General features: G+C 60.1%; 19 protein-coding genes and 2 tRNA genes. 15 read left to right on the top strand and 6 right to left on the bottom strand.

The genetic code is table 11. The annotated features are described in order from the left end of the window. The 4 genes from QZL63_RS06490 to QZL63_RS06475 form a co-directional block, all read left to right on the top strand. The coding region (locus QZL63_RS06490) for a toprim domain-containing protein (protein ID WP_290586283.1) at positions 1 to 1347 on the top strand (1347 nt) is incomplete at its 5' end. A gap of 143 nt (positions 1348 to 1490) precedes the next feature. After that, entirely contained in the window at positions 1491 to 2114 is a 624-nt protein-coding gene (gene udk, locus QZL63_RS06485; RefSeq protein ID WP_022308516.1) for a uridine kinase, read from the top strand. A gap of 426 nt (positions 2115 to 2540) precedes the next feature. Continuing rightward, positions 2541 to 2819, top strand: coding sequence for a LysO family transporter (locus tag QZL63_RS06480; RefSeq protein ID WP_022308514.1), 279 nt, complete (start codon positions 2541 to 2543; stop codon positions 2817 to 2819). Next, positions 2816 to 3448 carry a lysine exporter LysO family protein gene (locus QZL63_RS06475; RefSeq protein WP_022308513.1) on the top strand — a complete coding sequence of 211 codons (633 nt, stop codon included), beginning with the start codon at positions 2816 to 2818 and terminating at the stop codon, positions 3446 to 3448. Before QZL63_RS06480 ends, QZL63_RS06475 begins: the two co-directional genes overlap by 4 nt. Positions 3449 to 3589: 141 nt before the next feature. Here QZL63_RS06475 and mutS read toward each other — a convergent pair whose 3' ends face one another. From mutS to QZL63_RS06460, 3 genes are all read right to left on the bottom strand, one after another. Beyond that, entirely contained in the window at positions 3590 to 6223 is a 2634-nt protein-coding gene (gene mutS, locus QZL63_RS06470) for a DNA mismatch repair protein MutS (protein ID WP_022308512.1), read from the bottom strand. Positions 6224 to 6386: 163 nt separating this feature from the next. Beyond that, on the bottom strand, positions 6387 to 6965 hold the full coding sequence (locus QZL63_RS06465) for a uracil-DNA glycosylase family protein (protein WP_022308511.1): 579 nt from the start codon (positions 6963 to 6965) through the stop codon (positions 6387 to 6389). Then, positions 6958 to 8373 carry an ATP-dependent DNA helicase gene (locus QZL63_RS06460; RefSeq protein ID WP_290586280.1) on the bottom strand — a complete coding sequence of 472 codons (1416 nt, stop codon included), beginning with the start codon at positions 8371 to 8373 and terminating at the stop codon, positions 6958 to 6960. The genes QZL63_RS06465 and QZL63_RS06460 overlap by 8 nt, the downstream gene beginning before the upstream one ends. A 50-nt stretch (positions 8374 to 8423) precedes the next feature. On the opposite strand from QZL63_RS06460, the gene QZL63_RS06455 reads away from it, so the two are divergent. The 5 genes from QZL63_RS06455 (at position 8424) to QZL63_RS06435 (ending at position 10451) form a co-directional block, all read left to right on the top strand. After that, positions 8424 to 9059, top strand: coding sequence for a hypothetical protein (locus tag QZL63_RS06455; protein WP_022308509.1), 636 nt, complete (start codon positions 8424 to 8426; stop codon positions 9057 to 9059). A 40-nt stretch (positions 9060 to 9099) separates the two neighbouring features. Then, on the top strand, positions 9100 to 9645 hold the full coding sequence (locus QZL63_RS06450) for a hypothetical protein (protein ID WP_290586277.1): 546 nt from the start codon (positions 9100 to 9102) through the stop codon (positions 9643 to 9645). After that, entirely contained in the window at positions 9636 to 10172 is a 537-nt protein-coding gene (locus QZL63_RS06445; RefSeq protein ID WP_022308507.1) for an RsmD family RNA methyltransferase, read from the top strand. The genes QZL63_RS06450 and QZL63_RS06445 overlap by 10 nt, the downstream gene beginning before the upstream one ends. A 72-nt stretch (positions 10173 to 10244) precedes the next feature. Next, positions 10245 to 10321: transfer RNA gene (locus tag QZL63_RS06440), tRNA-Asp, on the top strand. 56 nt (positions 10322 to 10377) lie between these two features. Continuing rightward, a tRNA-Asp gene (locus QZL63_RS06435) sits at positions 10378 to 10451 on the top strand. A 206-nt stretch (positions 10452 to 10657) separates the two neighbouring features. Here QZL63_RS06435 and QZL63_RS06430 read toward each other — a convergent pair. Then, positions 10658 to 11167 (bottom strand): HAD domain-containing protein, encoded by a 510-nt coding sequence (locus QZL63_RS06430; RefSeq protein WP_290586274.1) that lies wholly within the window; start codon positions 11165 to 11167, stop codon positions 10658 to 10660. Positions 11168 to 11332: 165 nt separating this feature from the next. Here QZL63_RS06430 and QZL63_RS06425 point away from each other — a divergent pair, with 165 nt between their 5' ends. The 4 genes from QZL63_RS06425 to QZL63_RS06410 all read left to right on the top strand — a co-directional run bounded on the left by QZL63_RS06425 (position 11333) and on the right by QZL63_RS06410 (position 14642). Then, positions 11333 to 12196 (top strand): helix-turn-helix transcriptional regulator, encoded by an 864-nt coding sequence (locus tag QZL63_RS06425; RefSeq protein WP_290586271.1) that lies wholly within the window; start codon positions 11333 to 11335, stop codon positions 12194 to 12196. Between the two features lie 12 nt (positions 12197 to 12208). Further along, positions 12209 to 12871: a hypothetical protein gene (locus tag QZL63_RS06420; RefSeq protein ID WP_022308505.1), complete on the top strand. Its 663-nt coding sequence runs from the start codon at positions 12209 to 12211 to the stop codon at positions 12869 to 12871. 86 nt (positions 12872 to 12957) lie between these two features. After that, positions 12958 to 13869: a DHH family phosphoesterase gene (locus QZL63_RS06415; protein WP_022308504.1), complete on the top strand. Its 912-nt coding sequence runs from the start codon at positions 12958 to 12960 to the stop codon at positions 13867 to 13869. After that, the gene (locus QZL63_RS06410) at positions 13866 to 14642 is read left to right on the top strand and encodes a tetratricopeptide repeat protein (protein ID WP_022308503.1); all 777 of its coding nucleotides are present in this window, start codon (positions 13866 to 13868) and stop codon (positions 14640 to 14642) included. Before QZL63_RS06415 ends, QZL63_RS06410 begins: the two co-directional genes overlap by 4 nt. Positions 14643 to 14951: 309 nt before the next feature. Here QZL63_RS06410 and QZL63_RS06405 read toward each other — a convergent pair whose 3' ends face one another. Continuing rightward, on the bottom strand, positions 14952 to 15341 hold the full coding sequence (locus QZL63_RS06405) for a hypothetical protein (RefSeq protein ID WP_022308502.1): 390 nt from the start codon (positions 15339 to 15341) through the stop codon (positions 14952 to 14954). 130 nt (positions 15342 to 15471) lie between these two features. Then, on the bottom strand, positions 15472 to 17805 hold the full coding sequence (locus tag QZL63_RS06400; protein WP_022308501.1) for a TonB-dependent receptor: 2334 nt from the start codon (positions 17803 to 17805) through the stop codon (positions 15472 to 15474). A 445-nt stretch (positions 17806 to 18250) separates the two neighbouring features. Here QZL63_RS06400 and QZL63_RS06395 point away from each other — a divergent pair, with 445 nt between their 5' ends. Both QZL63_RS06395 and QZL63_RS06390 read left to right on the top strand, forming a co-directional pair. Next, positions 18251 to 19786, top strand: coding sequence for an HAL/PAL/TAL family ammonia-lyase (locus QZL63_RS06395; protein ID WP_022308500.1), 1536 nt, complete (start codon positions 18251 to 18253; stop codon positions 19784 to 19786). A gap of 10 nt (positions 19787 to 19796) precedes the next feature. Then, the coding region (locus QZL63_RS06390; RefSeq protein WP_290586268.1) for an SDR family NAD(P)-dependent oxidoreductase at positions 19797 to 20128 on the top strand (332 nt) is incomplete at its 3' end.

The following is a 20128-nucleotide window of genomic DNA, read 5'->3' as shown; positions in this document are numbered from 1 at the left end:
GCATTCCTGAACAAGGGCATCCGCCTGAATCTCTTCGACAAGCGTCCCGACGAGGAAGGCAACACGCACGAGGACCACTTCTACTCGGAGGAGGGCCTCAAGGAGTTCGTCAAGTACCTCGACGCCACGCGCGGCACGCCGATCATCGAGCAGATCATCTACCTCGACACCGAAAAGAACGGCGTTCCGGTCGAGGTGGCCATGCAGTACAACGACTCCTTCTCGGAGAACGTGCACTCGTATGTGAACAACATCAACACGATCGAGGGAGGTACGCACCTGACCGGCTTCCGCCGGGCGCTCACGCGTACGCTCAAGAAATACGCCGAGGATTCGGGCATGCTCGCCAAGCTCAAGTTCGACATCAACGGTGATGACTTCCGCGAGGGCCTCACGGCCGTGGTTTCGGTGAAGGTCGCCGAGCCGCAGTTCGAGGGCCAGACCAAGACCAAGCTCGGCAACGACGAGGTGGCCGCAGCGGTCGATCAGGCCATGGCTTCGGCCCTGGGCGACTACCTGGAGGAGAACCCGAAGGATGCCAAGGCCATCGTGCAGAAGGTGATCCTTGCGGCCACGGCGCGCCACGCCGCCCGCCACGCCCGCGAGCTGGTGCAGCGCAAGACCGTACTGTCGGGTTCGGGCCTGCCGGGCAAGCTGGCCGACTGCACGAGCCGCGACCGTTCGGTGGCCGAGATCTTCTTCGTCGAGGGAGACTCGGCAGGCGGTACGGCCAAGTCGGGACGCGACCGCAACTTCCAGGCCATCATGCCGCTGCGCGGTAAGATCCTGAACATCGAGAAGGCTCAGGAGCACAAGATGTGGGAGAACGAGGAGATCAAGAACATGTTCCTCGCGCTGGGCGTGAAGATCGGTACCGAGGAGGATTCCAAGGCGCTCAACCTCGAGGGGCTGCGCTACGACAAGATCATCATCATGACCGATGCCGATGTCGATGGAAGCCACATCGCCACGCTGATGCTGACCTTCTTCTTCCGCAAGATGAAGGAGCTCATCGAGAACGGCCACGTATACATCGCCACCCCGCCGCTCTATCTGGTCAAGAAGGGCAAGCAGGAGCGCTACTGCTGGACCGAGAAGGAGCGCGACGAGATCACGGCCGAGTTCGGCAAGGGTGCCCATGTGCAGCGCTACAAAGGTCTCGGTGAGATGAACGCCCACCAGCTGTGGGAGACGACGATGAACCCTGACACGCGCATCCTGCGTCAGGTGAACATCGAGAATGCTGCCGAAGCCGACCGCATCTTCTCGATGCTCATGGGCGACGACGTGCCGCCCCGCCGCGAGTTCATCGAGCGCAATGCCCATTACGCGAACATCGACGCGTGACGGACGGACAACGGAGGGGATTGCCTCGGGAATGCACCGGGGCGATCCCCTTCCTTTTTGCCCTGCGGGCGTGATGCGGCGGGGCGAAGCGGCCCGGATGGCCGGTGCCGCATACGGAATGCAGAAACCAACAGAACACTACCATGAAAGTTACCGTGATCGGAGTGGCCGGGGGTACCGGCTCCGGAAAATCGACGCTCGTGAAGCGGCTGCAGGAGGCCTTCAAGGGCGATGACGTCGCGACGATCTGTCACGACTACTACTACAAGGCCCACCCGGAACTGACCTACGAGGAGCGCACGAAGCTCAACTACGACCACCCGCAGGCGTTCGACACGCAGATGATGGTCGATCACATCAAGGCGCTCAAGGAGAACGTGCCGATCGAGCATCCGGTCTATTCGTTCGTCGAGCACGACCGCATGCCCGAGACCGTGCTGGTAAAACCTTCGAAGGTGATCATCGTGGACGGCATCCTGATCTTCGAGAACAAGGAGTTGCGCGACCTGATGGACATCAAGGTCTATGTCGATACGGATGCCGACATCCGTCTGGCGCGGCGCATCCTGCGCGACGTCTGCGAGCGCGGGCGGACGATGCAGTCGGTCATCTCGCAGTACACCACGACCGTCAAGCCGATGCACGAGGAGTTTGTCGAGCCGTCGAAGAAATATGCCGACGTCATCATCCCCGAGGGCGGCTTCAATTCGGTGGCCGTGGCGATGCTCATCCAGAGCATCCGCTCGCTCATCGACAACGGGGAGTAGGCCGCCCGGCAGCGGATAGGCTGCAAGAGATATCCCGAACAGGGCCGGAGTGCGGCGGTTGGCCGCTGAACTCCGGCCTTTTTGTGTTGCAGACGGCCGCGCTGCCGCCAGCGATTTGGAACTTTGCGGTGTGTATTTTATCTTTGCACCGCGAAAAACGGATTTTACCGGCATGAGATTCAAAGGCGGACATAGCTATACGGGTCCGAGGTGCGCGACGGCGCGTGCCTTCCAGACCGTGCATGTCCACTGGTTCAGCGGCTTCATCTGACGTTCGATGATTCTTCGGCCGCGCGCCTTCGGACCGCGGCATCCCGCGGCGGGCTTGGCCCCGCCCTTCACTCCCTTTTATTCATTCACCTGCACCGACAGCATGCGCTCCCGGAGGGGCGGAGTGTCTGTCCGTGTGCATAAACCATCGATACGATGTTCCGCATCCTTTTTCTTCTTGCCATCGGTGTCGGCATCGGCTACCTGGCCCGCCGACGCTCCTTCGCCCACAAAACCGAGCGGGGCGTGCAGTTCACGATCGCTGCCCTTCTCTTCGTCTTCGGGCTCTCGATCGGGTCCGACGGGGCCCTGATCCGCAACCTCGGGGCATTCGGCAGCCAGGCCGTCGTCATCGCCGTGCTGGCCACGGCCGGCAGTCTTGCAGCCGGTGTCGTTGCCCAGCGTTTCATTTTCGGGAAAGGAGGCCGCCGATGAAGGGAAATGCACTGACTCTCTGCTGTTTCCTGCTTGGAATCGCTGTTGGCCTCTCGGGCCTGTCGCCCGAATGGCTGCTCGATGCCGCCCTGCCTTCGCTTCTGCTCTCGCTGCTGATCCTGCAGGTCGGCGTGGGGCTTGGCGCCAACGACGATTTGCGGGGCATCGTCCGTTCGCTGCGCCTGCGGATGCTGCTTCTGCCCCTCTTCACCATTGCCGGTTCGCTGCTCTTCTCGGCTGCGGCCGCCTTGCTGCCCGGCAACCGCCCGCTTGCCGAATGCCTTGCCGTAGGCAGCGGATTCGGCTACTACTCCCTCTCGTCGGTGTTGATCGCCGATGTTGGGGCGGCGTCGCTGGGTGAGGGCGGAGCTGCCGAACTGGCTACGGTGGCCCTACTGGCCAATGTTGTCCGCGAGATGTTCGCGCTCTTCTGTCTGTCGCTCTTTGCCCGCTGGTGCGGGCGTGTCGCCCCGATCTCGGCTGCAGGGATCAACTCGATGGATGTCTGCCTGCCCGGGATTGTCCGTTATTCGGGTGGCAGCACACAGCTGGTGCCTTTGGCTGTGCTGCACGGAATTGCCCTCGAGGTGAGCGTACCTCTGCTTATCGGCTTCTTCTGCCGCTTCTGATCCGGCGAAACCCGGAACCGTGTCGGGGTTTCCGGGCTTCGGCCGTTTCGGGAGGGCTTTTCCGGCACTTTGCCGCAGGTTGCCGGCGTCGTCCGCATCCCGCTGCCCTTGTCCTGTCGCCCCGGCCCTGCCTGCTGCGGGTCAGATTCCCGCAATCTTCTTGATTTCGTTGAGCTTGTTGAGCGCCTCGATCGGCGTCAGCGAGTTGATGTCGAGCCCCTTGATCTGGTCGCGGATCTGGATGAGCACTGGGTCGTCGAGCTGGAACATCGACAGCTGCATGTTCTGCGGCGCGGCGCTCTCGGCGGCCTCCTTGACGGCCTGTGCCGGGTGCTTGCGCCCCCGCTCCTTCAGGCTGCGGCTCGGGACGATCTCGTTGTTGCCGTAGACCTGCTCGAGGTTGCGCAGGATCTCGTCCGCACGCGACACGACCGACATCGGCATACCCGCCATGCGGGCCACGTGGATACCGAACGAGTGCTCCGTGCCGCCCCGCTCGAGTTTGCGCAGGAAGACGATCTGGTTGCCCATCTCCTTGACCGAGACGTGGTAGTTCTTCACCCGGGGGCACATCTGCTCCATCTCGTTGAGTTCGTGGTAGTGCGTGGCGAAGAGCGTCTTGGCATGGGCCGTGGGATGGTTGTGCAGGTACTCGACCATGGCCCAGGCGATCGAGATGCCGTCGTAGGTGCTCGTGCCGCGGCCGATCTCGTCGAGCAGCACGATGCTGCGGTCGGAGATGTTGTTGAGAATGCTCGCCGACTCGAGCATCTCGACCATGAAGGTCGATTCGCCCTGCGAGATGTTGTCCGAGGCTCCCACGCGGGTGAAGATCTTGTCCACGACGCCGATGTGGGCCGAGGCGGCCGGCACGAACGAACCCATCTGCGCCATGAGGATGATGAGCGCCGTCTGGCGCAGCAGGGCCGATTTACCCGACATGTTGGGTCCGGTGATCATCATGATCTGCTGCTGCTTGTCGTCGAGCCGCACGTCGTTGGGGATGTACTCCTCCCCCACGGGCATCAGCGTCTCGATCACCGGATGGCGGCCCTGGCGGATGTCGATCACCTTGCCGTCGTCGAGCGTCGGACGCACGTAGCGCCGTTCGACGGCCAGCCGTGCGAACGACTGCAGGCAGTCGATGCGGGCCACGATGGCCGCGTCGTGCAGCAGCGGCTGCAGCGAGCCGCAGATGGAGGCCAGCAGCTCGGCATAGATGCGCTGTTCGAGCTGGAGCATCTTCTCCTCGGCGCCGAGGATCTTCTCTTCGTACTCCTTGAGCTCCTCGGTGATGTAGCGCTCGGCGTTGGCGAGGGTCTGTTTGCGGATCCAGTTGGCGGGAACCTTCTCCTTGTGGGCATTGCGCACCTCGATGTAGTAGCCGAAGACGTTGTTGTAGCTGATCTTGAGCGACGGGATCCCCGTCGCCTCGCTCTCGCGCTGCTGGATGCGGGCCAGGTAGTCCTTGCCGTGCAGGGCGATGCGGCGCAGGTCGTCCAACTCGGGGTTCACCCCGTCGGCGATCACGCCGCCCTTCTGTATCTGGTTGTTCTGCGGGTCGGGATAGATCTCGCGGGCGATGCGGTCGCGCACCTCCGTCATCGGGTCGATGCCTTCGGCCAGGGTGTGCAGCTGCCGGCAGTCGGTGGATTCGATCGCCGCCTTGAGCGTCTCGATCGCCGAGAGCGAGTTCTTCAGCTGCACCAGCTCGCGGGGTGTCACGCGCTGGGCGGCGATGCGCGAGGCGATGCGCTCCAGGTCGCCGACCATCGAGACCTGCTCGCGGACGGCGTCGGCCAGGTCGGCCTCCCGCGTGAAGCGTTCGACGACGTCGAGCCGCTCGTTGATCCGCGCCGGGTCCTTGATCGGCATGGCGATCCACCGCTTGAGCAGCCGTCCGCCCATGGGGGTCAGCGTGCGGTCGATCACGTCGGCGAAACTGCACTTCTCGCGGGCGCCGTTCGAGGAGAAGAGCTCCAGGTTGCGGATCGTGAACTTGTCGATCCACACGTAGTCGTCCTGGTCGATCCGCGCGATCGAGGTGATGTGTCCCGTCTCGCGGTGCTCGGTGAACTCGAGGTAGTAGAGGATCGCTCCGGCGGCCGAGATGCCGCTTGTAAGGTGGTCCACGCCGAAGCCCTTGAGCGAGGGGGTGCCGAACTGCCGGCAGAGCTTCTCGCGGTTCACCTCCTCGGAGAAGACCCACTCGTCGAGCCGGTAGGTGTAGAGCCGCGATCCGAAGGCAGCCGAGAAACGGTCCTCATAGCCGCGCTGGTAGATCACCTCCTTCGGTGCGAGGTTCGAGATCAGCTTGTCCACGTAGGCGTCGTCGCCCTCGGCAACGTAGAATTCGCCGGTCGAGATGTCGAGAAAGGCCACACCCGTTGTCCGCCGGCCGAAGTAGACCGAGGCGATGTAGTTGTTCTCCTTGTTGGCCAGGATGTTGTCGCCCAGCACGATGCCCGGCGTGACCAGTTCGATCACCCCGCGCTTGACCAGCCCCTTGACCAGCTTCGGGTCCTCGAGCTGTTCGCAGATGGCCACACGTTCGCCGGCCCGCACCAGTTTCGGGAGGTAGGTATCGATGGCGTGGTAGGGAAACCCGGCCAGCTCGACGTAGGTCGCCGCGCCGTTGGCCCGGCGTGTGAGCGTGATGCCCAGGATGCCGCTGGCCTTGATCGCATCGTCGCCGAACGTCTCGTAGAAGTCCCCCACGCGGAAGAGCAGGATGGCGTCGGGATGCACCGCCTTGATCGAGTAGTATTGCTTCATCAGGGGGGTCTCGACGTATTTCTTGTCTATCTTTTTCTCTGGTTTGTTTTCGGGTGCCACAGTAGCCTATATAGAATATTGTATTGCAAGCAAAGATACGGGTTTTTCGGCTCCCGTGCAAAGCCGGAGGCCGATTTTTTTGGGGGTCGGAGACCTGTGCGGCCTATCCGATGATGCCGTACCGGGTGAATACCCGGCGGTAGAACTCCGCCTTCCACTCCACCGGGCGCGGGTAGGCCCGCGAGGTGGAGGGCATGCGCCAGAGCTGCAGGTCGCGTCCGGCAAAGGGCATCGCGACACTCCCGCCCACGGGAGGTTCGTCGCATCCGGTCAGGCGCCGCAGCGTGTCGGTGGCCTTCTGTCCCGTGGTGACCACGGCCCGGCAGTCGGGCAGCTGTGCCAGCAGCGAGGCGAAATCGACCTCCTGCACCACTTGAAGAAAATTGTCCGAGGCGTTGTCCTTCAATCGGATCACCTCGACAGCCGTATCGAAGAGGGCAATCCCCCGCTCGCGGCAGAAGGCCTCGATGCGTTCGCGGTCGAAATGTTTCCGGTCCGGAGTCAGGAAGTGCTGCTTGTCGCCCGTGGCCAGGTAGCCCACCACGCGCCACATGTCGTTCTGGAGGTTCGGGTAGAAGAACTCCATCGACCAGCGTTTGCGCTGCGGCGGGAAGCTGCCGAGCATCAGCAGCCGGGCTCCGGAGGGGAGGAACGGGTCGAGCGGATGGCGTTCGCTATTCATAGAACTGGGAGTCGAAATTGACCAGATACAGTTTGTCGGTAGCCCGCGTGAGGGCCGTATAGAGCCAGCGCAGCATGTCGCGCGTCATCTGCTCGTCGCCGAACAGGCAGCGGTCCACGAAGACCGCGCGCCACTGTCCGCCCTGGGCCTTGTGGCATGTCACGGCGTAGGAGAATTTCACCTGCACGGCGTTGAAATGGGGATTCTCGCGGATCTCCTTGAAGCGCTTGATCCGGCTCCGGATGTCGGTATAGTCCTTTTCGACCTCATAGAACAGGCGCGTCGATTCCTCGCGCGTGAGCGACGGCGACTCCGAGGCGATCGTATCCAGGAGGATCTTGCACTCGATCTCCGAGTCGTCGTAGTCCGGGAACGAGAGCACGGCATCGGCGAAGCGGAAGCCGTAGAACTCCTCGAAGCGCCGCAGCCGTTTCAGGCGGGCGATGTCGCCGTTGGCGATGAAGTTCATCAGGCAGTTCTCCGTCCGTTCGGGATAGTAGTAGTTGTTCTTGACGACCATCAGCATGTCGCCGCTCTCGATCTCCTCCTCGGCCGAGAGAACGTTGCGCCGGATCCCCTCGTTGTAGCGGTTGGCCCGCTTGTTCGAACGCGTGATGACAATCGTCTCGTCGCGTCCGTAGCGGGCGTAGCAATCCTCGAGTTTCTCGAGAAATTCGCCGCCCTCGACCGCCTCGATGTCCGGGAAATCCATGCGGAAACGCGGAATGGCGCAGATGCCGTTCTCGAGCATGCACCGGACAAGCGTGGCGTTGAACAGGATGCCCGATTCGGACTCCTGGCGCACGACCTCGTCGAGCGTGCCGTAGACCACCTCGCCGTAGCGCTCCATCGTCGCCGGGTCGAGTGCCGGGCTGAAGTCCGAACCCACGGGCGGCAGCTGTGCGCTGTCGCCCACGAGGATCAGGCGGCAGCCCCGTCCGTTACGGACATACTGCACCAGGTCACCGAGCAGCGACCCGCTGCCGAAATGTGTCCCCTCCGAGGCGCGCTCGGAGAGCATCGAGGCCTCATCGACGATGAACACGGCCCCCTGTTCGGGATTGTGGTTGAGCGAGTATTGCGATTCGTAGTCGGCATTCGTGCGCTGGCGGTAGATCCGCTTGTGGATCGTGAGCGCACGTTCCCGGGCGTTGCGGGCCAGCACCTTGGCGGCCCGTCCCGTCGGGGCGAGCAGTACGGGGCGGATTCCCGACTCCTTGAGTGCCCCCACCAGTGCCGCGATGAGTGTCGTTTTTCCCGTTCCCGCATAGCCGTTCAGCACGAAAATCCGCGAAAAATCGTCATCTGCAAGGTATTCCGACAACTTTTCTATGATTTTTTTTTGCCCGGGAGTTGTTTCGAAACAAATTTTACCGTAAATTTGGGTCGCAATACGTGTGCTGGACATGCGTGTTTCATTTGAGAGCACAAAATTAATAACAAATATTTATTTATAAAATGAAAAGAATCGCTCAAATCATCCTCGGCGTAGTCATCATCGCATTGGTCTACGTTATCTATGTGCAGATCTCGACGCCGCTCAACTTCGAGCAGGAGTTGAAAACGAAGCGGGCTCAGGTCATCGACCGCATCAAGGACATTCGTACCGCCCAGCGTGCATTCAAGTCGAAGTACCAGCGCTTCACCAGCACGTTCGACTCGCTCGAGGCGTTCATTCTCACCGATACGCTCGAGATGGAGCGCAAACTCGTCGATGAGGACGACTCGGTAGGTATGGCCATGCTGAAGAAGACCGGCAAGAAGAACATCGAGAAGTTCAAGATCGCCGTGATCGACACCATCTTCTCGCCCAAGAAACTTATGCGCGAGGATGTTGAGCAGTTGCGTTACATCCCCGGAACGGACAACAAGTCCGAATTCATCATGGAGGCCGGCTATGCGACGGCTTCGGGAGTCGTTGTGCCGATCGTCGAGTGCCGCGCTCCCTACAAGGCGTTCCTCGACACGGTGGCCTATCGTCAGGAGGTGATCAACCTGATCGACGAGGAGGAGAATATCTATACCCGCTACGCCGGTATCAAGTTCGGTTCGATGGAAGCCGCTAACAATGAGGCAGGCAACTGGGAAGACTAATCGGCCGCAAGACGGCTACGGAGTGTCCATTCAGCAATCGTTGGATGGACATTCTTTTTCGCTGCTTGGGCTGGAGAGTCCGGCGGCGGGTGTCGTGGAGGTCGAGGCGGTGACGCCGCGGACGATGCTCGTCCCGTGCGAGGTGTTCGAACCGGCGGCTGCGGAGGCGCTGCTGGCGGCGGCGGGCATCCGCCCTGCTGCCGGTGAGCGGATCGTGTGGAGCGATCCCGGGGCGGAGACCGTAGCGCTGATGTGCGTCGCCGGGGATGCCGTGCGGCAGGTCGAGGGGCGGCTCGGCGACAGGGTTCGTTATACCTCTCCCCTGCTGCGGACGCCTGCGGATACGGCCTCCGCTGTGTGGATGTGCCGCCAGAGCGGTACGCTATATATTAAGGTATACCGGGAACAGACGCTGCGCATGGCCGAGGCGCTCCCCGCGGCCGGGGAGGCGGACCTGCTCTATGTCGCTGAACGGCTGCAGCAGGCATTCGCGCTGCGCGAGTATGTGCTCATTGCGGCGGGTGACGACGCAAAGGGATTGCGGAGGCTTCTCGGAAAACGATTCGGAAAAAGCCTATGCGAATAGTCAGCGGAAAATACAAGGGACGGGCCATCAACCCGCCCCGCAACCTGCGGGCCCGGCCGACGACCGATTTTGCCAAGGAGAATCTCTTCAACGTGCTGGGCAATCTGGTCGATTTCGAGGAGTGCGACGTCCTCGACCTCTTTGCCGGGACGGGGTCGATCAGCTACGAGTTTGCGTCGCGGGGAGCGCGGAGTGTTACCTCGGTCGAGATCAACCCGGTGCACTACGATTTCATCCGCAGCACGGCCCGGCAGCTCGGGATCGACAACCTCTATGCTGTCAAGGCAAATGTTTTTCTCTACCTGCGGAGCTGTCACAAGCAGTTCGACATCGTTTTTTCGGACGCCCCGTATGACCTTTCGGGCAGCGAGGCGGTCGTCGATCTGGTCCTCGGAGGCGATCTGCTGCGTCCCGGCGGGCTGCTGATCTTCGAACATTCGAAAAAGATGGATTTTTCCGAGCGTAGTGAGTTCTGGCAATTAAGGAGTTACGGAAGCGTGCAATTTTCTTTCTTCAAAAAGGGGTGAAAAGTATTGCCGATTCAAAAAATTCCACTATCTTTGCACTCGCAATACCGGAAAACGGTTACCGCGAAAAACGGTGCGTTAGTTCAGCTGGTTAGAATACGTGCCTGTCACGCACGGGGTCAGGGGTTCGAGTCCCCTACGCACCGCCAGCCGAGAGAGGGAAAAGCGACCGCCCCTCCACTCGTAAAGAAGGTCGCCCAGCAATGGTGCGTTAGTTCAGCTGGTTAGAATACGTGCCTGTCACGCACGGGGTCAGGGGTTCGAGTCCCCTACGCACCGCAAACAAGGGTGTAAATCAAGTAGTTACGAGATTTACACCCCAATTTTTATGCCCTGAATCGTGAAACTTTAATTTATTTTCTCAAGTTTACAATCAAAATTCAGACACCACAATCGATCGCTATTTTACTCTCTGAACAAATTGGATAAAATAGCGATCGATTTTTATTTAGGTGGTGGTCCATATCAGAGGAAATCATTTTGAGCTATTTTAATACGACCATCGCTTTTCGGGCATCCTCCGGCGTAAGGCCTGTTTCCGGATTTATTCTGACCAGGCGAGAAGCCTGTCGCAGCAGAATATCCTCCTCATCATCCAAGATGACATAAGATACGTCAGGCTCCGCATGCCGGGCCAGCCACTCGGCAATCTCAAGACCCCGGCAACCCGGCGTGAAACCCATAAACGGCTCCCCATCCAAGGAATCGCGGTAGGCTCCGTACAGATAAAACGGAGTCACGTCGGCGACCTCACCCGGCAGCGAACGGCTTTGCCAAAGATCGCGTATGGCCGCAAGCCCTGCCGTTCGCCAGGAAGAGGTGATTACGAGTTGGGCGCCGCTTCGCTCTAGAAGCATCCGCAAAGCATCGACCGCCTGCGGGTCAAACAGCGGGCCGATGGCATCCCGCCCCATTTCACCCCGAGTCTGCAACTCCCGTTGATAGCGTCCCGTATTGAGAATGCCGTCGAAATCCAGAAAAATAAATCGTTCCATATTTTACTATACGAACAAGCCGGGAAAAAGAATACAGGAATTTTCAAAAACACGAATTTTTCAGCAGCTGCACCCACTTTTTGCACAGCATCCGCTTATCTTTGTAAAAAAGATCCGGACATGAGTTCCATAACACTTCGCCGCAAAGACAAATATGCCCGTTACATGTGGCTGATCGATACCATCCGTCGTCATGACCGCTGTACGTTGCAGGAGATCGACCGTCGGTGGCAGCAGGAAGAGACACTGAATCCCGACGGTGTTCCCCTCTCGCGCCGCACCTTTCAGCAACACAAGGAGGCGATCAATGCCATGGATTTCGGCGTGGAGATCATCTGCACAAGCAATCGTTACTATTCGGTTCGCCTCGACGAACACAATCCGCTGGGAGCTTGGATGTGGCAAACCCTCTCGTTGCGGCTGATGCTTGCAGAAAGCCGAGAACTCAATGAGCGGATTATCACCGATGAGATCCCCTCGGCCGATCGCTGGCTCCATCCGATCCTCTCCGCCCTGCGTGAAAATCGAAGGCTGCGAATCACCTATCGTCCGTTCGGGAAGGAGGCGTTTTCGCTGCTGCTATCCCCTTACTTCGTGCAGATGAGCGACCGCCGCTGGTATGTATTTGGATTGCGGGAGGACGAAACATCCCTGACGGTCTATGCGCTGGATCGGATTCTAGCGTGCGAGCCTACGGAGAAGACCTTCGTCTTTCCCGAGACCTTCTCCGCCGGGGAGTACCTGCGGCAGCACGGCATCGGGCAATACGAAGCCATTCCCGAGACAAAAGTCGTAGTGAGGGCATACGGGTTGATGGCCGACCGCCTACGCACGTTGCCACTCCATCCGAGCCAGCAGGAGACGAAAACCGACGCGGGATGGGCGGAATTCACCTTCACGCTGCGACCGACAAGCCGCTTCTTCGGCGAATTGCTTGCCTGCGGAGCCTATGTCAAGGTGCTGTCGCCCCGGTGGGTGCAGCAACGGATGAAAGAGACCGCCGATAAAATAGCCGAATACTATAAATAAATTGCCCCTATCATGAAAAACCTGAACACTCTGTTTGATCTGCTGACCGACTGGCGACAGCTCCCCGCCTATCAGTTGGAACGCCGGGCCGACATTTTCTTTGCCCTCTATCTGGAGGATCTGCTCACCTACTGCGGCTACTTTGCCGCGGGGGATCAGCTGACGGTCATCCCGGAGTTCCCGGCCAAGCAGGAGCACATGAACCTCTCGGATCGGATCGACTACATGGTCGCTTCGGATGACAAAATGGTCTATGTCGAGTTGAAGACCGACAACCATTCCATTCGTGCGGAACAGGCCCTCTATCTCCACAAAATCCAGAAGAAAAAGCTCTCCGAAGTCTTTTCGGACATTATCTCTATTTACGAAACGACTACGGCCCGCGCCAAATACAGGCATCTGATCGAGAAACTCGACCGGTGGATCGAATACACGGACGCACGGCTTGTCAAGGAGCGCTGTCGGCTGAAAGAGGCAGCCATCGCGAAGATTCGCTCGGTCGAGATTGTCTACCTCCTTCCCACGCCGCAACCTATCCGGAGCGAACAGTATGAGCACCGGTGCATCGGCTTCAAGACATTGATCGAGATGCTCAACCTGCCGCGCTACGACGACGACCCCATCGCCCGACGGTTTGCCGAGGCTCTTACGGTATGGGCCGAGCATCCGGTCTGACCGATTTTTTGCAAAATTTACCCCGTCTGCACTTTCTTTTTGCGCAGACGGGGTTTTTCTTTGCCGCATAAACCATTTGATGCAAGATGAAAGTTCTGATTTTCTATCATCCGGATGCGGACGGAATCACGGCAGCGGCCATCGTCCGCCATGCTTTACAGCAACGATATGGCGACGTCCGGTTTGAATACATCCGTCACGGCTACCTCGGCGAAGACCGGCGCCTGCAGGAGCTGCGCCCCGACGGTCATACGCAGATCTGGGCCGTCGATATCTCTTTCCGCCCGGAAACCACCCGGCGTCTGCAATGTGCATTTGGGCCGGATTTCGTCTGGATCGATCACCACATCTCTGCACTCGAAGCGTGGCGAGACACCGGTTGGGAGGATCCGGTCGGCTTCCGCGACACGGCTCACTCGGCCGCATGGCTCTCCTGGCACCATCTCTTTGCCGCACCGGCGCCGCTTGCCGTAACGTGGGTCGACAAATACGACCTGTGGCAGCAGGATGCCGAATGGAAGACACGGACTTGCCCCTGGCAGTTGATCGTGACCCGTCGGTTCTCCACTCCGGAGCGTTACGACCTGCGCGTCTTCTCCGACGAACGGCTGCTTGAAACCTATCTCCGCCGCTACGGGCAACCGATGTTCGCCTATGAACAGCAGTTGCGCAGTCGGGAGGCAAGTGCAGTGCAGCCGGTTACCCTGTCTCTTGAGGACAATAGCTATCGGCTGTTGTTTCTCAACTCGTCGCTGCGTGACTCGCAGACACTGGCCGCATGGCATCGTCGCCACCCCGAGATAAAAGTGGACGGATATCTTGTCGGGCAACTCGTTCCGCCCCTGCGCTGGAAGTTGTCACTTTACGCCGTCGAAGGATCCGGTATCGATGCCGCCCGAATCGCACAGCGGTTCGGTGGGGGCGGACACGCTTCCGCAGCCGGATTCATGCTCTCACCTTCAGATTTCGAAAAACACATTAAAACCTTTCAAAAATGAAAAACAACACCAACCCCGCAACCTTTGTCTCAGAGGCATTGAGACGCTGCAAACCTTATGTTCCCAAGTGGCTGTACCGCCGGATTGGCGATCGCTTTTTCAAGCGGAAGCAGTACGCCCGGGCCCTTCTCTGCTATACGGGCACCATTTGTTCCAAAGACCGTCTCCGCTGTGGTCGGCTGGGCATCTGCTACGGCGAGACTAGCAACGAAGAACGCATGGAGCACTTTCTCTCACAGGCAGCCGATCTGGGAAGCCGGGATGCAATGTCCCTTTTGGCCGAGCACTTTTATACCATGCACAACTCCGAAAAGGCGGCATATTGGGCCCGAAGAATGTACGCCGCCGGAATGGACGAAGCCAGGTATCTGCTGATCGGATCTCTGCAGGCGTTGGAGTGTTACGACGAGGAGTTGATCGGTTTGCTGCAGGAGCTTGCGGAGCAGGGTGACCGCGAGGCCCGGTTTGCATTGGGAACCTGTTACCTGGAGGGCAAAGGGGTTGCACGGGACTATGCAAAGGCGATGGTCTGGTATCTGCTCGCAGCCCGACAGGGACACCCAATGGTCCAGAACAACGTCGGATACATGTATGAGGAGAAACTGATTGCGTCTCCCGGTCCGGATGCCGCAGCCGTATGGTATCTGCGAGCGGCATCAAACGGCTGCAGGCTGGGACAGGAAAATCTGGAGGAGTTTTACCGAAAAAAGAACTTGGGGTACTTTGGTTTTAGAGAATTCCGGATCCCCAAATGGCGATGCCATGTTTCATGATTTTTAGACCATCTTTCATTTTATGTTTCAGTCCATAAGGCATCATTTCCTGCAAATTCGCATACAAGACCTATCGCCAGAACGAAGAGGACGAAGAGATGAGGCCTTCGATACGGCAGAAACGAGATGGTAACTGTCTCGCTCTCTTTTATTGGCTGCCTGGATAATACAACATTCACGTCAATTGAGGTAAAGAACCTTTGCCGGGCAAAGAACGCGATAATAGCATGTTGCATACCTTTCCTCATACGGCGAACCGGCTGACGAGCAAAATACGTCAGCCGGTTCGTGGCGCATGGCTTGTGCCGTCTACAGACTGTTGAAGATGTCCTGTGCAATTTGCAGGTTCTTGCTTCTGTCATCGATCTTCCTGATCCACTCAACGGAAACCGAAGGGTCGAGGTTCTCCAATGCCATGTGGGTCTTGCCTCGGGATCGTGCTGCAGATATTGCAATATCGCATTTCATCTTGCTGAAGTAGGCGCAACTGTCCTTCAATATCGCCTCCGTGTCTCCTGCCGTGCATATCGATATGGTGTTTCCTTTGTATATAAAGGTCATTTCCCTGTTGCGTCCTGCGGGCTGGGGTGCCGGCATGGCGCATCTTGTCGTCGCAACAGTCAGCAAATCAATGAGCAGGTTGAGCGTTTCGGTTTTTCCGATATGCCCTTTTCCGCAAAGTCCTATTATCCGTTTCATAATCGTTTTTTTTGTAGAATTTTTGTCTTCTCAAAAATGCGAATAATATATTTGTGCTGACAGTATTTTATATTTGTTTTATTCTTGGAAACTGTTTTTTCCGTATGTTGCCGCCGTGCAGCCCCCTCTCCTACCGGATGCGGAACAGGCCGCTGTCGTCGTCCGCGTTTTCGATACGCTGCCGCATGGACGCCGTTTTGCGTCCCGAGTGGAAATTCCACGAGAGGCTCAGCGCCACGGTGTGGTCCTTGCGGCGCAGGTGGTGGTCGGTCCGGTGGCGGACGATGCTTGCGGCCGTAGTTTCGTTCGTGTATCGGTCCCGAATGAAGGGGAAGAAGCACTGCAGTCCGACGGCGAGGTTGCCGCGCCGGTAGTTCAGGCTGACATAGGAACTCTTTTCGATGCCGCAGCGGTAGAGTCCCGAGAGGTACGAGCCTCCGAATTTCTGGTAGAGGTCGAAGGTCAGGTGGCGGCCGCCGGCCGACAGGTAGAGCGTTGCGGGGCACGACCAGCCGTCGTACTGCTCCGCCGTGTCCGAGGGCCGGAACGACTGGCGCGCAAGCTCCACGCTGCCGCCGATCCGGAGAAAGTCCCAGGGGCGGAAATCGATGCTCAGCCGTCCGCCCCGCTGCAGGTCCTTCGCGGCGTTGGCACTGCGCTGCAGGATGTTCTGCCCGTCGCTGCGGTAGTCGTCGAAGAGGCTGTTGCGCGTGTGGTCGAGGAAGAGCGAGGCCTGCATCGAGAAGCGTCCTGCCATCAGGCTGTAGTCTATGCCCCACGACTGGAGATGTGCCGGTCGCAGCGCCTCGTTCCCGCTCCGGTAGAATCCCTCCATGATCAGGATCCGGGCCTCGGACATCTGCTGGATTTCGGGCATCTGCGTACTCGACCGGTAGGAGATCCGGAGGTTGTGCACCTCGCCGATCTGCCATCCGGCCAGCAGCACGGGGGTGAAGGTCCAGTTGCGGAAGCCCTCCCTTCCGGTGCGCAGGTCGCAGCAGGCGCCGAGGCTGACGCGGTAGAGAAACCGCTTCGTGCGGCCGGAGAACTCCCCGTAGAGGCGGTGTGTCCGCGTGTCGATGTACTCCTCCTGCGGCTTTGCGGAGAGCGAGTTGCGCAGTTCGTTGGCGAGGAAGTTGCAGTGCGCGCGGTAGCCCAGGGTCAGGTTTGACTGTCCGAAGCGGTGACCGTAGACGATCTCCCCGATGAGTGAATGCTTGCGGTTGTCGAGCAGCATGGCGTCGTCGAAGCCCCGCTCGCCGCTCTCCGTCGAGCGGCTCCGCTGTTCGTTCCCGAAGCGGCTGCCCAGCAGGTCGAGGGTCAGCGTACCTCTGTCGGTCAGCTGCCGGTGGTAGTATGCCTCGACGGTGGGCGACAGGGTCCGTGTGCGGTCGGTCAGCCGGCCCGTGCACTCTTCCGGCAGCCCGTTCCTCGTGCGGACGATCTCCTTGTCGGCCTCGAGCCTCTGTCCGGTCATGGTGCCTGCGGCCGCGATCCGCAGGTCGTAGCGGCCCTCGCAGCTGCGGGCATAGGCCAGTCCCATACGGTGCTGGTCGCCCCAGGTCCGGCTTTTCTGGAGGTAGTCGTAACGGTAGTCGTCCTGCCCGGTGCCGTATTCGTAGACACCCTGCTCCAGGTCGCGCAGCTCCCGTTTCATGTTGAAGTGCGAGGCGTAGTCGAACGTGAAGCGGTCGTTGCCCCGGATCCGTGAGAAGGCGGCCGATGCACTGGAAAAGAGCTGCCCGAGCGTGCCGTAGAGGTCGCCGCTCCACCCCGCGTCGAGGGTCCGGGTCCGCACGTTCACGACCCGGTCTGCATCGTTCAGGTAGCGGATCGGCGGGATGTCGTAGCTCTCGACCGAGCGGATCCGGTCGGCCGGCAGCAGTTTCAGTTCGCTCTCGGTGGCCTTCACGCCGTTGATCAGTATCAGAACCGATTTACCGTCTACCGTCGCCAGCGAGTTGGCCGTGCGGTCGATGTGCAGCCCGGGCAGCGAAGCCACCAGTTCACGCGCCTCGCGTGCGCGGGCAGTCTGTTCCCGGTCAAAGGTATAGGTCGTACGGTCGATTCCGCGAATGCTCCCCTTGCCCCGGACGACGACCGCCTCGAGGGTCGTCGGGTCCGCGTGCAGCACCAGATCGCGCTGCAGCTCTTGACCGGCGGCCTGTAGCCTGCACGACGCGGGCGCATAACCGATGCAGGAGGCTTTCAGCAGGTAGTCTCCTGCGGGAATTGCCTCCAGACGGTAGCTGCCGTTGCGGTCGGTAGCGCATCCGCAGAGGGTGTTGAGCGTGTCGCGGGCGTGGAGCAGGACGACGTTGGCAAAGGGAATGGCCTCTCCCGCCTGATCGACCACACGGCCGCTGATGCGGGTTTGCTGCCCCTGGCAGACCAGGCTGAACGATACGGCCGGCACGAGGATCAAGTACCGGACGGCATGGAGGAGTTTTGTCGGATGTATCATCTTGTTTGGGATTGGTGGCTTCGGTCCGGAACGGGGCTCCGGGAGGGAGCCTGTTCGTCGGGAGCAAAGATAGAGACGCTCCGCCGTACAGGCCCAAAAACGGCCCGGTCGAATCCCGTTCCCCGATGGTCGAATCCCGCTTTTGCCCCGCCGTGCGGCTCCTTACCCTGCTTCGCCCGGCTTTGCCCCCAGTTGTTGTCGATGCCGGGAGCACCTCCGATGATTGCGTATTCCGGCCGGATGTCGCCGCCGGCGAAAGACCGGTATCTCCGTACCGCGCCTTTTTGGCCCGGTACTCCGTCACGGCCGCTTGCTGTTCTTTTGCTTTTTCGATCCAAATGATATGTACTTTTGAACTTTTTTCATTACATTTGCATGTTTTTGATATTCCGGAACGGGCCCGGAATACTCCTCGGAATGTCCAAAGAATTCACGAAAAAGACGAATGATAAAGTCGTTGGAACTGGATTGCGTTGAAAAGCTGTTGTTTTCGGACGCAAGGATCGACCGTGCGGAGCTGCCGCTCGGCGAGGTGGCCGCATGTTATGAATTCCTCCGCGAATTTGCGGCCGAGAAGGTGATCTACGGCATCAACACCGGCTTCGGCCCCATGGCCCAGTGGCGTGTCGATGACCGCTACCTCACCGACCTGCAGTACAACATCATCCGCAGCCACTCGACCGGCGCCGGCGAGCCGCTGCCCGACCTCTATGTCCGGGCGGCGATGATCGCCCGGCTCGGCACCCTGCTGCAGGCCCGTTCGGGCATCCATCCCGAGGTGGTCGATCTGCTGGTGGAGTTCATCAACCGCGGCATCTGCCCGTTCATCCCCGAGCACGGGAGCGTGGGCGCCAGCGGCGATCTGGTGCAGCTGGCCCACATCGCCCTGACGCTGATCGGCGAGGGCGAGGTGCACTATCGGGGCGAGTGGCGCCCCGCGGCGGAGGTGCTGCGCGAAAACGGCCTCGCGCCCATGCGCATCCACATCCGCGAGGGGCTTTCGATCACCAACGGCACCTCGGTGATGACGGGCATCGGGCTCGTCAATCAGTTCCATGCCGAGCGGCTGCTGGACTGGGCCACGCTGGCTTCGGTGATGATGAACGAGATTGCGGCCTCCTACGACGACTTCATGGCCGAGGGGCTCAACGAATGCCGGCGCCATGAGGGCCAGCAGGTCATCGCCCGCCGCATGCGGGCGCTCGCCGAAGGGGGCAGCCGCATGCTCCGCCGCGAACACGAACTCTACGGCGGCATTTCGTCCGAGGTCAAAACTTTCGACAGCCGCCGCAAGGTCCAGGCCTACTACTCGCTGCGCTGCGCCCCGCAGATTCTGGGGCCTGTCCATGAGACGCTGCAGCAGGCGCGCCGGGTGCTCGAGGAGGAGCTCAACTCGGCCTGCGACAACCCCATTGTCGATCCCGTCCGCCGCAACGTATTCCACGGCGGCAATTTCCACGGCGACTACATCTCGCTCGAAGAGGACAAGGTGAAGATCGCCATGGTCCGCCTGGCGATGACGGCCGAGCGGCAGCTGAACTACCTCTTCCACGACCGGATCAACAACATCCTGCCGCCGTTCCTGAACCTCGGAACGCTCGGACTCAACTACGGCATGCAGGCCTGCCAGTTCACGGCCACTTCGACAACGGCCGAGTGCCAGACGCTGGCCATGCCCAACTACGTGCACAGCATCCCGAACAACAACGACAATCAGGACATCGTCAGCATGGGCACCAACTCGGCGCTGATATGCAAACGGGTGATCGACAACGTCTTCCAGGTGATGTCGATCCACTTCATCGCCCTGGCCCAGGCCGTAGACTGTCTGAAGATCGCCGGGGAGCTCGCTCCCGTGTCGCGCCGTGTCTACGATGACGTGCGGGCGATCATCCCCGCATTCGTCGAGGATGCCCCGTTCTACCGCCAGATCGCGGCCGTCGAGGCGTATTTGCGAAACAATCCGTTGAACCTGAAATAGTACGACGATCATGAGATATGCACTGGTTACGGGAGGATCCCGGGGGCTGGGACGGGCCGTCTGCCTGAAGCTGGCGGCGCAGGGCTGGCCCGTGGTGATCAACTACCGTTCGAACGACGCGGCAGCACACGAGACGCTCCGCGCAATCACCGAGGCGGGGGGACAGGCCGAACTGCTGCCCTTCGACGTGGCCGACCCCGAGGCGATTGAGCAGGCCCTGGGCCGCTGGAGCGAGGCTCACCCGGACGACTACATCGCCGTCGTGGTGAACAACGCGGGCATCCGCCGCGACAACCTGATGGTCTTCATGCAGAACGACGAGCGGCACCGGGCGCTCGACAC

The sequence above is a fragment of the Alistipes sp. CAG:268 genome (assembly GCA_000434235.1).
Classification (GTDB): domain Bacteria; phylum Bacteroidota; class Bacteroidia; order Bacteroidales; family Rikenellaceae; genus Alistipes; species Alistipes avistercoris.
The sequence above is the reverse complement of the archived record's forward strand: the minus strand, read 5'-3'. Positions and strand labels throughout refer to the sequence as shown.

Excerpts from the sequence above, each read along its gene's own strand:
- udk (WP_022308516.1), top strand. The coding sequence starts at position 1,491 with ATGAAAGTTACCGTGATCGGAGTGGCCGGGGGTACCGGCTCCGGAAAA.
- QZL63_RS06480 (WP_022308514.1), top strand. The coding sequence starts at position 2,541 with ATGTTCCGCATCCTTTTTCTTCTTGCCATCGGTGTCGGCATCGGCTAC.
- QZL63_RS06475 (WP_022308513.1), top strand. The coding sequence starts at position 2,816 with ATGAAGGGAAATGCACTGACTCTCTGCTGTTTCCTGCTTGGAATCGCT.
- mutS (WP_022308512.1), bottom strand. The coding sequence starts at position 6,223 with ATGAAGCAATACTACTCGATCAAGGCGGTGCATCCCGACGCCATCCTG.
- QZL63_RS06465 (WP_022308511.1), bottom strand. The coding sequence starts at position 6,965 with ATGAATAGCGAACGCCATCCGCTCGACCCGTTCCTCCCCTCCGGAGCC.
- QZL63_RS06460 (WP_290586280.1), bottom strand. The coding sequence starts at position 8,373 with ATGTCCAGCACACGTATTGCGACCCAAATTTACGGTAAAATTTGTTTC.
- QZL63_RS06455 (WP_022308509.1), top strand. The coding sequence starts at position 8,424 with ATGAAAAGAATCGCTCAAATCATCCTCGGCGTAGTCATCATCGCATTG.
- QZL63_RS06445 (WP_022308507.1), top strand. The coding sequence starts at position 9,636 with ATGCGAATAGTCAGCGGAAAATACAAGGGACGGGCCATCAACCCGCCC.
- QZL63_RS06430 (WP_290586274.1), bottom strand. The coding sequence starts at position 11,167 with ATGGAACGATTTATTTTTCTGGATTTCGACGGCATTCTCAATACGGGA.
- QZL63_RS06425 (WP_290586271.1), top strand. The coding sequence starts at position 11,333 with ATGTGGCTGATCGATACCATCCGTCGTCATGACCGCTGTACGTTGCAG.
- QZL63_RS06420 (WP_022308505.1), top strand. The coding sequence starts at position 12,209 with ATGAAAAACCTGAACACTCTGTTTGATCTGCTGACCGACTGGCGACAG.
- QZL63_RS06415 (WP_022308504.1), top strand. The coding sequence starts at position 12,958 with ATGAAAGTTCTGATTTTCTATCATCCGGATGCGGACGGAATCACGGCA.
- QZL63_RS06410 (WP_022308503.1), top strand. The coding sequence starts at position 13,866 with ATGAAAAACAACACCAACCCCGCAACCTTTGTCTCAGAGGCATTGAGA.
- QZL63_RS06405 (WP_022308502.1), bottom strand. The coding sequence starts at position 15,341 with ATGAAACGGATAATAGGACTTTGCGGAAAAGGGCATATCGGAAAAACC.
- QZL63_RS06400 (WP_022308501.1), bottom strand. The coding sequence starts at position 17,805 with ATGATACATCCGACAAAACTCCTCCATGCCGTCCGGTACTTGATCCTC.
- QZL63_RS06395 (WP_022308500.1), top strand. The coding sequence starts at position 18,251 with ATGATAAAGTCGTTGGAACTGGATTGCGTTGAAAAGCTGTTGTTTTCG.